The following is a 13373-nucleotide window of genomic DNA, read 5'->3' on the forward strand; positions in this document are numbered from 1 at the left end:
TATTCGGAGTCTGATATTTTACTGGGAATCTGAGGTTGCCGTGGCCTCTGCTTGCTTGAGCGTCGTGCATGGTCAATGAAGGGAAATCTTTTTTCGGTTATGATCGCGACTTCTTTTATGTAAAGTGATCCCATTATGTTGAATCAAGAATCATTAGATTTGTTATTTTCTTCCGCCCGTACGCACAATGTTTGGCTAGATAAGCCCGTTAGCGACGAGCAAATTCAGGCGATTTACGATGCTATGAAATGGGCGCCAACCTCAGCAAATTCATGCCCAGCACGTTTTGTATTTGTAAAATCGGCAGAGCAAAAAGAAAAATTGGTTGATTGTATGTCGCCTGGTAACGCTGCAAAAACGCGTCAAGCGCCGGTGACTGTAATTATCGGTATGGATTTGGCTTTTTATGAAAAATTAATTAAGTTATTTCCACATGCGCCGGATGCTCGTTCTTGGTTTGAGGGTAATCAGGCAAATATTGAGGCAACGGCTTTCAGAAATTCGAGCTTACAAGGCGCTTACATGATGATGGCTGCACGTGGCCTAGGTTTGGATTGTGGTCCTATGTCAGGATTTGATGCAGAAAAAATCAATGCTGCTTTTTTTGCTGATACACCAGTGAAAGTCAATTTTGTTTGCAGTATTGGCTATGGTGATTCTGAAAAATTATTCCCGCGTTCACCACGCTTGGATTTTGATGAGGCTTGCCAAATCGTTTAAATCGATCATCGCCTCAGTGCTTATCGATTTCATGTCGGTAAGCATCATCAAAAAGCGCTCTTACACATTTGTTGGTAAGGGCGTTTTTTGTTTGAATTCACATAAATCAGCAATCATACAATTCCAGCACTTTGGTGTACGGGCGATGCAAGTGTAACGACCGTGCAAGATCAGCCAGTGATGGGCGTCGAGTTTGAAATCATTCGGTACAAACTTCAATAGTTTTTCTTCGACGATATCGACGTTTTTGCCCGGTGCGATGCGGGTACGATTGGAAACGCGGAAAATATGCGTGTCTACCGCGATAGTCGGCTCTCCAAATGCCGTATTGAGGACGACATTCGCAGTTTTTCTACCAACGCCGGGTAGTGCCTCTAAAGCCTCGCGCGTGCGTGGTACTTCGCCTTGATGTTGTTCTAGCAAAATTCGACAAGTCTCGATGGCATTTTTCGCTTTGGTGCGAAATAGTCCTATTGTTTGTATGTAGGGAATCAAGCCGTCAACACCTAAATCAAACATTTTCTGCGGTGTGTTCGCGACAGGATAAAGTCGTTTGGTCGCTTTGTTGACGGAGACGTCCGTCGCTTGGGCGGATAACAATACCGCAATCAATAGTTCAAACGGTGTAGTGTATTCAAGCTCTGTGGTTGGATGTGGATTTTGTGCTCGTAAGCGAGTAAAGATTTCTAAGCGTTTGTTGGCATTCATGAGAATTAAGTAATCTTTATCAATTATTTGGCTTGCACTTCTTTTTTTGCGGTAGCGCGCAAGATGGCGTTAGCGATGACTTTCTTCTTGCGCTCTTTTTCGTCTAACTCTGCTTGCGTTTCTGCTGTTTCTAGTGACACGAGTTTAAGTTTTTCATGTGCTTTTGCGAGTAAGCGCTTTTCGTTTTCTTGCTTTTCCCGTATTAAGCGCATCTCTCTTTGATGGAAGCGTTGCTTGGCGCTGTCGGCTTGTTCTTGTGCCCAAGCTTGCCAACCAGTCGACGTGCCTGAAGTTGGAATCATGGTGATGCAGTCGACAGGGCAGGGAGCTACACATAAATCGCAGCCAGTACATAGTTCTGGAATCACGGTATGCATTTGTTTGTTTGCGCCTATGATGGCATCGACTGGGCAGGCTTGTATGCAAAGTGTGCAGCCTATGCAGGCAGCTTCTTCAATAAAGGCGACGGTACGAGGCTTTTCCGCGCCATTGGCCGGATTCAATGGAATGCTTGTTTTGCCTAATAGCTTTGCGAGTCTGTTGATGCCTTCTTGCCCGCCCGGCGGACATTGATTGTAGTTAGCACTGCCATCAGCAATCGCATTGGCGTATGCCTGGCATGCGGGGTATCCACATTTTGTGCATTGTGTTTGCGGCAATAAATTATTGATTTGATCAGCGAGAGTCGATGCCACGGCTTTTGAGTTCTTTGAACGAGAAAGGCTGCATTATCCGCGCAAAGGTGAGGCTGGACAATAAACGCAGGGCATTTTTCTTGTAAAATTTTGTAGTTTTGCTCTTTGTTTGTGCAATCGAATCGCTGCTAAAAAACGAAAAGTACTTTTTGGAAAGAATTCGACGATTGCCTGTGGGCGTCGTTTGCGCTATAATTCGAGGGTTTAGCTTATTCAAATCTCGTCGTAGCGCATATCCAAAAAAAATCACTCTCTACTTTGATTGTTTCTCATTCTCCGGATAGCGCTCTGTTATTAAAGCGGTGTTCTGAGAACAGCAAGTAACGATCGATGTTTTGGCGCGCAACGGCGGTAACACTACAGGAGTTGCCCTTGCTGCCCATTCCGCAGTCCTTAAGTACCAATCCCGATACCGTCGCTATTCTTGCCCTCGCTGATGGCACGATTTTTACGGGCGTATCCATTGGCGCCACTGGTCAGACGATCGGTGAAGTTGTTTTCAATACCTCCATGACTGGTTATCAAGAAATCTTGACTGACCCTAGTTATAGTTCCCAAATCGTCACTTTGACTTATCCGCACATCGGTAATACAGGCGTGAATGCGGAAGACGTCGAATCCGACAAAATTCATGCCGCTGGTTTGATCATCAAAGATCTGCCTTTGCTGGTGTCGAATTTCCGTTCTGAGCAGTCTTTGTCGGAATATCTGAAATCACAAGACATCGTTGCTATCGCGGGTATCGATACGCGCAAATTGACACGTATCTTGCGTGAAAAAGGTGCGCAGGGTGGTGCGATTTTGGTAGGCAAAGATGCTGCAAAAGCTTTGGAATTGGCGGAATCCTTTCCCGGCTTGTCCGGTATGGATCTGGCGAAAGTGGTTTCAGTGGCTAAGTCCTACGAATGGACAGAAGCTGAATGGAAACTCGGTCAAGGTTACGGCAAATTAAGTAATCCAGAATTCCACGTGGTGGCTTTTGACTTCGGCGTGAAACGCAATATTCTGCGTATGTTGGCAGAGCGCGGTTGCAAAGTAACCGTCTTGCCAGCGCAATCGACGGCGGCAGATGTGTTGGCATTGAATCCTGATGGTGTGTTCTTGTCGAATGGCCCAGGCGATCCAGAACCATGTGATTATGCGATCGCAGCGGCTAAAGAATTGATTGAAAAAGGTATTCCGACTTTTGGTATTTGCTTAGGTCATCAGATCATGGCTTTGGCGTCTGGCGCAAAAACTTTGAAGATGAAGTTTGGTCATCATGGCGCGAATCATCCTGTACAAGATCTCGATACCAAACAAGTGTTGATCACTTCACAAAATCATGGTTTTGCAGTGGATGCAGCGTCTTTGCCTGATAACTGCCGTGTTACCCATGTGTCTTTGTTTGACGGTTCTTTGCAAGGCTTTGCCCGTACAGACAAACCAGCATTTTGTTTCCAAGGTCATCCTGAAGCTTCACCAGGACCGCATGATATTGCCTACCTGTTTGATCGTTTCACGTCACTGATGAAGACCGCAAAGTTGGAGAAGAACACAAATGCCTAAGCGTATAGACATAAAAAGTATTTTAATTATCGGCGCTGGTCCTATCATCATTGGTCAGGCTTGCGAGTTTGATTATTCTGGTGCACAGGCTTGTAAAGCTTTGCGCGAAGAAGGCTACAAAGTTATTTTGGTTAACAGCAATCCAGCGACCATTATGACTGACCCAGAAATGGCCGATGTGACATACATTGAGCCGATTACTTGGCAAGTGGTAGAGCGCATCATCGCCAAAGAGCGTCCGGACGCAATCTTGCCGACGATGGGTGGTCAAACTGCATTGAACTGCGCTTTGGATTTGCATAAGCATGGCGTGCTGGATAAGTATAAATGCGAATTGATTGGTGCTTCCCCAGAAGCGATTGATAAAGCGGAAGATCGTTCTAAGTTTAAAGATGCGATGACCAAAATTGGTCTGGGTTCTGCGCGTTCTGGTGTGGCTCATAGCATGGAAGAGTCATGGGCTGTGCAAAAAACAGTTGGCTTCCCAGTCATCATTCGCCCGTCGTTCACGATGGGCGGTACGGGCGGTGGCATTGCTTACAATGAAGAAGAATTCGAAACGATTTGCAAACGCGGTTTAGAAGCGTCACCAACGAATGAATTATTGATTGAAGAATCTTTGATCGGTTGGAAAGAGTATGAGATGGAAGTCGTACGCGATAAAGCAGACAACTGCATTATCGTTTGCTCGATCGAAAACTTAGACCCAATGGGCGTGCATACAGGTGACTCGATCACCGTTGCGCCAGCACAAACTTTGACAGACAAAGAATACCAAATCATGCGTAACGCCTCTTTGGCTGTTTTACGTGAAATTGGTGTCGATACGGGCGGTTCTAACGTACAGTTCTCAGTCAATCCTGCTGATGGTCGTATGATCGTCATCGAGATGAATCCACGTGTGTCACGTTCATCTGCACTGGCGTCAAAAGCAACAGGTTTCCCAATCGCGAAAATCGCAGCGAAACTGGCAGTTGGTTTCACACTCGATGAATTGCGCAACGAAATTACTGGCGGTCAAACCCCAGCGTCGTTCGAGCCGTCTATCGATTACGTTGTGACCAAGATTCCGCGCTTCACATTCGAAAAATTCCCGCAAGCGGATAACCGTTTGACGACACAGATGAAGTCAGTCGGTGAAGTGATGGCAATTGGTCGCACCTTCCAAGAATCCTTCCAAAAAGCCTTGCGCGGTTTGGAAGTTGGCGTTGATGGTATGAATGAAAAAACCACCGACCGCGAAGTCTTGGAAAAAGAACTCGGTGCGCCAGGTCCAGACCGTATCTGGTATGTCGGTGACGCATTCGCGCAAGGCTTTACGATGGAAGAAGTGCATCAATTGACGCGCATCGATCCATGGTTCCTCGCCCAAATCAAAGACATCATCGATATCGAATTGTGGCTAGAAACGCAATCCCTGGACGCCATTGATAAAGACTTGTTGTTGAAGTTGAAGAAAAAAGGTTTCTCTGATCGTCGTCTTGCTAAGCTTTTGAAATCGACAGGCACGGCACTTCGCGAAAAACGTATTGCTTTGAATGTACGCCCAGTCTACAAGCGTGTTGATACTTGTGCCGGCGAGTTCGCAACGAAGACAGCCTACATGTATTCCACTTATGAAGATGAGTGTGAATCAGCGCCAACTGATAAGAAAAAAATTATCGTTTTGGGCGGTGGTCCAAACCGTATCGGTCAAGGTATTGAATTCGATTATTGCTGCGTGCACGCGGCATTCGCGATGCGTGAAGACGGTTACGAAACGATTATGGTTAACTGTAATCCAGAAACCGTTTCCACTGATTACGACACGTCGGATCGTTTGTATTTTGAACCATTGACGTTAGAAGACGTTTTGGAAATCGTTGATCTGGAAAAGCCAGTTGGCGTGATCGTGCAATACGGCGGACAAACCCCATTGAAATTGGCCTTGGAGTTAGAGGCGAATGGCGTACCAATTATCGGTACTTCACCAGACATGATCGATGCAGCAGAGGATCGTGAACGCTTCCAGAAGATGTTGCATGAATTAGGTTTGCGTCAGCCACCAAATCGTACCGCGCGTACAGAAGATGAAGCGATCGCTTTGGCGCAAGAGATTGGTTATCCGCTTGTTGTTCGTCCGTCCTATGTTTTGGGTGGTCGTGCAATGGAAATCGTTCATGAGCAACGCGATCTTGAACGCTATATGCGTGAAGCGGTCAAAGTGTCACACGACTCGCCAGTATTGTTAGATCGTTTCTTGAATGATGCGATCGAAGTTGACGTGGATTGTTTGTCCGATGGTACGCGCACTTTCATTGGCGGCGTGATGGAACATATTGAGCAAGCTGGCGTGCACTCTGGTGACTCTGCATGTTCCTTGCCACCATATTCCTTGAAGCAAGCAACGATTGATGAATTAAAACGTCAAACCAGTTTGATGGCAAAAGGTTTGAACGTTGTTGGCTTGATGAACGTGCAGTTCGCGATTCAGCAAAAAGATGGTGAAGATGTCGTGTATGTGCTGGAAGTGAATCCTCGTGCATCCCGCACTGTGCCTTATGTTTCTAAGGTCACAGGTTTGCAATTGGCGAAGATAGCGGCGCGTTGCATGGTTGGTCAGTCTTTGGATTCTCAAGGTATTTACAAAGAAGTGATTCCATCTTATTTCAGCGTGAAAGAAGCAGTATTCCCATTCGTGAAATTCCCTGGCGTCGATACGATTTTGGGACCTGAAATGAAATCGACTGGTGAAGTCATGGGCGTTGGCAAGACTTTCGGTGAAGCCTTTGTTAAGTCGCAATTAGGCGCGGGTGTTAAATTACCTCGATCCGGTAAAGTATTCTTGACCGTAAAAAATGCCGATAAGCCACGTGCAATTAACATCGCTAAGAAGTTGGTAGCGATGGGCTTTGAATTGGTCGCCACCAAAGGTACTGCAGCGGCAATTTCAGCAGCAGGTGTGACTTGTGCTTCCGTGAATAAAGTCGCCGAAGGTCGTCCACACGTGGTTGATCTTTTGAAAAACCGTGAAGTCGTGATGGTCATCAATACCGTTGAAGAAAAACGCAATGCGATTGCTGATTCTCGTTCGATTCGCGTCTCTGCTTTAGCGTCTGGCGCAACGACAATTACCACGATCGCTGGTGCAGAAGCTGCGGTAGAAGGTATGCGTCATTTGGATGAATTGCATGTCTATGATTTACAAGGTCTGCATAAGTCTTTACACTAAGCGCAATCCGGCGAATCCCTGACTAATGGGGAAGCGCACACCGAGAGGTCACAATCAACAATGAGTCATCATTGTTCTTGTGACCTCTCTACTTTTAGGCATGATGGCAATCCATCTTGTTTTTTAACTTGGGATATTTATCCCAGTATTTTTTACCTGATTTTTCACTTATATATTGTAGATAGCTATGAGTACAGTACCCCTGACTAAATTTGGTGCAGAATTGCTCAAGCAAGAATTGCACAAACTAAAGACTAAAGAACGTCCTGATGTGATCAACGCGATTGCAGAAGCGCGCGCGCAAGGCGATTTGTCTGAAAATGCCGAATATGACGCTGCTAAAGAGCGTCAAAGTTTTATTGAAGGTCGTATTGCTGAACTCGATGGAAAATTGAGTGCAGCACAAATTATTGATCCGACTGAATTGGATGCAGAAGGTCGCGTGGTGTTTGCGGCAACTGTGCAATTGGAAGATTTAGAAAATGGACAAAAAGTTCAATATCAAATCGTTGGTGAAGATGAAGCCGATTTGAAATTGAATAAAGTGTCGATTACTTCACCAATCGCGCGTGCCTTAATTGGTAAGTACGCAGGTGATGTGGTTGGTGTACAAGCACCAGCTGGTGTGCGTGAGTATGAAATTTTGGATGTCTTGTACATCTAAACTTTGACGCGAACTTTGCAGGCGCAAGTTTCGCAAAAAACACTGTGAAGTCGCGAGACTAAATTAGTACTAAAAAATGGGGCGCAAGTTTGCGCCCCTCTTTGATAATAACGGTACTAACGTTAGTAGCTAATGCGCTAGTCGAAGCTAGTCAAAGAGATCGAACTTAGTCTCTACCAGTTTTCTTGACGCTGGATTGACGTGGTTTAGCGCGCTTGATTGTGCCGCCTTGGGTTACACGCTCATTGCCTTTGACTAAAACTTTAGAAACAGATGGTTTTTTCGTGCCACTTGCGCTAGGCTTCACAATAGTCACTTCACGCAAGCCTTTGCCACGTTTTACAAATTTTGTTTCTTTAATGCCGTCAATTTTTGGACGATAGATCACCAATAATTTGCCGATGTGTTGAACTGGCTCGGCATCGAGTTCTTCGCAAATAGTGTCGTACATTGCCACGCGTGCTTCACGATCATCACCAAAGACGCGAACCTTGATTAGTCCGTGAGAATTCAAGCTGGCATCAATTTCTTTCTTTACTGCCGGTGTGAGTCCAGCTTCACCGATGATAACGATAGGTTTGAAACCATGCGCTTCAGCACGTAATTCACTACGTTCAGCTGGTGTGAGTTTTGATTTTGGTTTGATTTTTGCAGTTGATGCGTCGTTTGACATATAAATTCCTTTAAAAGCAGTATTTTACGCCAATGGCCAAGAATAAATTCAATCAAAATTGGGTTCACGATCATATTAATGATCCTTATGTGAAATTAGCACAAAAAGAAGGCTATCGCTCACGGGCTGTTTATAAGCTCAAAGAAATCGACGAAACCGAAAAATTGATCAAATCTGGTCAGATTATCGTCGATTTGGGAGCGACTCCCGGTAGCTGGTCGCAGTATGTTAGGAATAAGTTATCAGGTAAAGAGGGTGGCGGCATTCTCGGCGAAATCTATGCTTTGGATTTATTAGAGATGGAACCTATTGCCGACGTTAACTTCATTCAAGGCGATTTTCGCGAAGAGGATGTCTTATCCCAATTGGAAGCAAAGCTACACGGCAAAAAAGTCGATGTTGTTTTGTCCGACATGGCTCCAAATTTATCCGGCAACGGCACCGTAGATGGCGCTCGCGTTGAATACATTATTGAATTGGCAGTCGAATTTGCAAAGGCACATCTAAAGCCAAATGGTGCATTGCTGGTAAAGTGTTTTCATGGCACCAGCTATAATACTTTGGTGACTTTGTTCAAAAACGAATTTCATACCGTAGCGAATAAAAAGCCGAAAGCCAGCAAAGACAAGTCATCTGAGATATTTTTGTTAGGAAAAGGCTTGAAACATCCTAGCTAACGAGGAAAAAGGTGAAAAAAATCAATATTTCATCTGTTTTACTCTTGATAATTGTCAACTGTGCCTGCATATCTTGTCCAGCAAGCTGTATTCAATGCGAGTAGAATAAACATTTACCAGTGCTAGTATTTTCGCGCGTCATTTTACCCGCGACTTTTTGTGCAAAATTTGCACCTGAGGAGTTTTTGTGAATAATTCAATGTTAACCAAAATTGCAATGTGGGGCGCTGCCCTCTTAGTGCTCTTTATGGTGTTCAATAAATTTGACAGTAAAAATTTAGCTGCAAATGCAGTGACAATTCCTTACTCCCAGTTTCTAGATGAGGTGCGTTCAAAGCGCATCAAGGAAGCGTTAATTGATGACAGTAATCGTACTGTGGTCGCCACTACAATTGATGATAAAAAAATTAAAGCCCAGTTGACAATCTTCGATAAAGGTTTGGCAAAAGACTTGGTCGATAACGGTATCAAATTTGATAGTAAGCCTGCAGAAGAACCATCGTTGCTGGGTCAAATTTTGATTTCATACGGGCCGATGTTGTTGTTGATCGGTGTATGGATTTTCTTTATGCGTCAAATGCAAGGCGGCGGTAAAGGCGGCGCATTTTCATTTGGTAAATCGAAAGCACGTATGCTCGATGAAACCAATAATCACGTGACTTTTGCGGATGTGGCTGGTTGCGATGAGGCGAAAGAAGAAGTCAGCGAAGTCGTTGATTTCTTAAAGGATCCAAGTAAATTCCAAAAACTCGGTGGACGTATCCCACGCGGTGTTTTGATGGTTGGTCCTCCAGGTACTGGTAAAACTTTGTTGGCACGTGCGATTGCAGGTGAAGCAAAAGTTCCATTCTTCACTATCTCAGGTTCTGATTTCGTCGAGATGTTTGTCGGTGTGGGTGCCTCTCGTGTACGCGATATGTTCGACAACGCGAAAAAACATTCACCATGTATTATTTTCATCGATGAGATCGATGCGGTCGGTCGTCACCGTGGTGCAGGCATGGGCGGCGGTAATGATGAACGTGAGCAGACTTTGAATCAAATGCTGGTGGAGATGGATGGTTTTGAACCTAACTCTGGTGTCATCGTAGTTGCTGCAACTAACCGCGCTGACGTGTTGGATAAAGCCTTATTGCGCCCAGGCCGTTTTGATCGTCAAGTGACAGTCAGTTTGCCGGACATTCGTGGTCGTGAACAGATTCTCAATGTGCACATGCGCAAAGTGCCTATCGCACCTGACGTCCGTGCTGATATTTTGGCTCGTGGTACGCCTGGTTTCTCTGGTGCTGATTTGGCTAATTTAGTCAATGAATCAGCCTTGTTTGCCGCACGCCGCAACAAGCGTTTGGTTGAGATGCAAGATTTTGAAGATGCAAAAGATAAAATCTACATGGGACCTGAGCGTAAATCCATGGTCATGCGTGAAGATGAACGTCGTAATACGGCGTATCATGAATCAGGTCATGCAGTGGTTGCAAAACTCTTGCCGAAAGCAGATCCTGTTCATAAAGTCACCATCATGCCACGTGGTAATGCGCTCGGTTTGACTTGGCAGTTGCCTGAACATGACCAGATCAGCGGTTACAAAGATAAGATGCTGGAAGAAATTGCAATCTTGTTTGGTGGTCGTATTGCAGAAGAAATTTTTGTTGGTCAAATGTCGACTGGTGCGTCGAATGATTTCTCTCGCGCGACGAAATTGGCACGTGCGATGGTCACTCGTTTTGGCATGTCCGACACATTAGGCGTAATGGTTTACGAAGACAGTCAAGAGGGCGGTTATTTTGGCGGCTCGTCTAAAACAATTTCCGAAGCAACTCAGCAAAAAGTTGATTCAGAAATTCGCGCTATTCTTGATGCGCAATATGCGATTTCCCGTCAACTGTTAGAGGAAAATCGCGACAAGGTTGAAGCGATGACAAAAGCATTGCTTGAATGGGAAACCATTGATGCTGAGCAGATCAATGACATCATGAACGGAGTGGAACCACATCCACCAAAGTCATTTACTGCAGCGCCTAAGTCATCTTCTGACACGCCACCAGGCGGTGTCACGCCGAGTGCGACAGCGCCAGCCTAAGTTTTAAAAAAATAATTTAATTTATGAGAGGGTGAGGAGAAATCCTCACCCTTCATTTTTAGAGCGATTGTTTTATGCTAACACCGTTTTTTGAATGTGGAAGATACCGTTTTTCAATGAAAGTGGCGCATACCAACGCCATGAGAACATTGTTCAAACCACTGGTGATGGGAATCTTGAATGTCACCCCCGACTCATTCTCTGATGGTGGAAAATTTCAATCCTTAGATCACGCGATCACGCATGCAGAGCAAATGATCGAAGATGGCGTTGATATCATTGATATCGGCGGTGAATCAAGTCGTCCAGGTGCAAAGCCTTTGCCATTGGACGAAGAGCTGAAGCGGGTGATTCCATTAATCTATGCTTTACGTGATTGTGGTAAGCCGATATCGATCGATACTTACAAGCCAGAAGTGATGCGTGAAGCGATTATCGCTGGCGCAGATATGATCAACGACATTCGTGGTTTTGACTCTGAGCAAGCGCTAGCGGCAGTGGCAGACAGCGATGTTGGCTTGTGTGTGATGCACATGCAAAAGTCGCCCGAAACCATGCAAGAACAACCAAGTTACCAATATGTGACGCAAGACGTTATCGCTTTTTTGCGCGAGCGTTGTGATCAGTTGGAGGCTGTAGGCGTTGAGAAAAATCGTATTAGTGTTGACCCCGGATTCGGATTCGGCAAAACCTTGGAACATAATATCGAGCTCTTACAAAATATCAATGTGATGCAAGAGGAATTAGGGTTTCCCGTATTGGCGGGGATCTCGCGCAAAACCATGATAGGTGCAATCACTGGCAAACCGGTAGAGCATCGTATGGCGGGCAGTCTCGCGGCAGCATTGGCGGCTATGGCACAGGGGGCGCGCATTTTACGGGTGCATGATGTTGCCGAGACGGTTGATGCGATAAAGGTATGGCATGCAGCCAATACCATCAAGATTGCCTGAAGAAAATCAAAACAAAATCTAGTCATTTAAAAAAATAAGAGGGGAAAGACATGTCTCGTAAATATTTTGGTACCGATGGAATCCGTGGCAAAGTTGGCGTCAGCCCGATTACGCCAGATTTCGTGATGCGACTCGGTTATGCCGCAGGGAAAGTGCTAGCGAAATTAGATACGGCAAGTCACGCACGCCCGACTGTTTTGATCGGTAAAGATACGCGGGTTTCTGGCTATATGCTGGAAGCTGCTCTTGAGGCTGGCTTCGCCGCGGCTGGCGTTGACATCATGTTGTCTGGCCCAATGCCAACGCCGGCGATCGCCTATCTCACACGTGCCTTGCGTTTGTCAGCGGGTGTCGTGATTTCTGCTTCGCATAATCCTTATGATGACAATGGGATTAAATTTTTCTCGGCTCAAGGTACAAAACTACCAGATGATATCGAATTAGCGATAGAAGCTGAGCTCGATCTTGAAATGCAGTGTGTGAGCTCTGATAAATTGGGTAAGGCAAAACGCTTGGATGATGCGAACGGTCGTTACATCGAGTTTTGCAAAAGTACATATCCGAACGAGTTGGATTTACGCGGTTTAAAGATTGTTGTCGATTGTGCGCATGGTGCTGCCTACGATATTGCACCTCACGTGTTTCATGAGTTAGGTGCAGAAGTTATTTCAATCGGTAATCATCCCAATGGTTTTAATATTAATGATGCCGTTGGCGCGACAGCACCCGAAGCTTTGGCATTAGCGGTACGCGCAAATCACGCAGATTTAGGGATTGCGCTGGATGGTGATGCTGACCGTCTTGTGATGGTCGATAAAAATGGCAAAATTTACGATGGCGATCAACTTCTTTATTTGATGGTTTTAGATCGTATGGCGATTGGCCCGGTTGCTGGCGCTGTTGGTACTTTGATGACCAATATGGCGGTTGAGCTTGCGTTTAAAGAATTGGGTGTCGGCTTCATTCGCGCGAAAGTCGGCGACCGTTATGTGCTAGAACAAATGCAGCAACAAGGTTGGCTGCTAGGTGGCGAGGGTTCGGGACATCTGCTGTGTTTAGATAAACACACGACTGGCGATGGTATCGTATCTGCGCTACAAGTCTTATCCGCTTTGAAGCGCAATGGTAAATCATTGGATCAATGTTTTGAAAACCTCACATTGTTTCCACAGGTACTAATTAATGTGCGCGTCACGCCGGGCTTTGATTGGCAAACGAATGCAGCATTGGTAGCGGAAAAAACGCAAGTAGAAAAAGAATTGGCAGGGCAGGGACGTGTCCTGATTCGAGCATCAGGAACTGAGCCATTAGTTCGCGTAATGGTGGAAACATCGAGTGCGGAAATTGCGAATAAAATGGCGCGTCGCTTAGCCAATTGCATCGCTTAATTTCCAATTATAGGGTAATGATTCTTGATGTTAGTAGCGATACACTGTAATATTCA

Annotated in this window: 10 protein-coding genes and 1 pseudogene; 8 read left to right on the top strand and 3 right to left on the bottom strand. The window is 45.4% G+C overall.

Features of this window, described 5'->3' with window-relative positions; translation table 11 throughout:
• The first annotated feature begins 135 nt into the window (after window positions 1-135).
• Window positions 136-720, top strand: coding sequence for a malonic semialdehyde reductase (locus H8K52_RS00680; protein WP_186920591.1), 585 nt, complete (start codon window positions 136-138; stop codon window positions 718-720).
• 60 nt (window positions 721-780) lie between these two features.
• Here the strand turns inward: H8K52_RS00680 and nth are convergent, their stop codons facing one another.
• Together nth and rsxB are read right to left on the bottom strand one after the other, a co-directional pair.
• Window positions 781-1428 (bottom strand): endonuclease III, encoded by a 648-nt coding sequence (gene nth / locus H8K52_RS00685; RefSeq protein WP_186920592.1) that lies wholly within the window; start codon window positions 1426-1428, stop codon window positions 781-783.
• A 23-nt stretch (window positions 1429-1451) separates the two neighbouring features.
• Window positions 1452-2132 (bottom strand): annotated as a pseudogene (rsxB, locus tag H8K52_RS00690) (electron transport complex subunit RsxB); the annotation flags it as partial.
• 363 nt (window positions 2133-2495) lie between these two features.
• Here rsxB and carA point away from each other — a divergent pair.
• The 3 genes from carA to greA all read left to right on the top strand — a co-directional run bounded on the left by carA (window position 2496) and on the right by greA (window position 7546).
• Window positions 2496-3671 carry a glutamine-hydrolyzing carbamoyl-phosphate synthase small subunit gene (gene carA / locus H8K52_RS00695; RefSeq protein ID WP_425507517.1) on the top strand — a complete coding sequence of 392 codons (1176 nt, stop codon included), beginning with the start codon at window positions 2496-2498 and terminating at the stop codon, window positions 3669-3671.
• The gene (gene carB / locus H8K52_RS00700) at window positions 3664-6882 is read left to right on the top strand and encodes a carbamoyl-phosphate synthase large subunit (protein ID WP_186920595.1); all 3219 of its coding nucleotides are present in this window, start codon (window positions 3664-3666) and stop codon (window positions 6880-6882) included. Before carA ends, carB begins: the two co-directional genes overlap by 8 nt.
• Before the next feature lie 187 nt (window positions 6883-7069).
• Entirely contained in the window at window positions 7070-7546 is a 477-nt protein-coding gene (gene greA, locus H8K52_RS00705) for a transcription elongation factor GreA (protein ID WP_186920596.1), read from the top strand.
• 166 nt (window positions 7547-7712) lie between these two features.
• Here greA and H8K52_RS00710 read toward each other — a convergent pair whose 3' ends face one another.
• Window positions 7713-8219 (bottom strand): YhbY family RNA-binding protein, encoded by a 507-nt coding sequence (locus tag H8K52_RS00710; RefSeq protein ID WP_186920597.1) that lies wholly within the window; start codon window positions 8217-8219, stop codon window positions 7713-7715.
• A gap of 32 nt (window positions 8220-8251) precedes the next feature.
• On the opposite strand from H8K52_RS00710, the gene H8K52_RS00715 reads away from it, so the two are divergent.
• The 4 genes from H8K52_RS00715 to glmM all read left to right on the top strand — a co-directional run bounded on the left by H8K52_RS00715 (window position 8252) and on the right by glmM (window position 13317).
• On the top strand, window positions 8252-8896 hold the full coding sequence (locus H8K52_RS00715; protein ID WP_186920598.1) for an RlmE family RNA methyltransferase: 645 nt from the start codon (window positions 8252-8254) through the stop codon (window positions 8894-8896).
• A 199-nt stretch (window positions 8897-9095) separates the two neighbouring features.
• On the top strand, window positions 9096-10976 hold the full coding sequence (gene ftsH / locus H8K52_RS00720) for an ATP-dependent zinc metalloprotease FtsH (RefSeq protein WP_186920919.1): 1881 nt from the start codon (window positions 9096-9098) through the stop codon (window positions 10974-10976).
• Between the two features lie 74 nt (window positions 10977-11050).
• A complete protein-coding gene (gene folP / locus H8K52_RS00725) occupies window positions 11051-11929 on the top strand; it encodes a dihydropteroate synthase (protein WP_186920599.1) in 879 nt (292 codons plus the stop codon).
• A gap of 50 nt (window positions 11930-11979) precedes the next feature.
• A complete protein-coding gene (gene glmM / locus H8K52_RS00730; protein WP_186920600.1) occupies window positions 11980-13317 on the top strand; it encodes a phosphoglucosamine mutase in 1338 nt (445 codons plus the stop codon).
• The last annotated feature ends 56 nt before the right edge of the window (window positions 13318-13373 follow it).

It is taken from the genome of Affinundibacterium seohonense (genome assembly GCF_014284305.1).
Classification (GTDB): Bacteria; Pseudomonadota; Gammaproteobacteria; order Burkholderiales; family Burkholderiaceae_D; genus Undibacterium; species Undibacterium seohonense.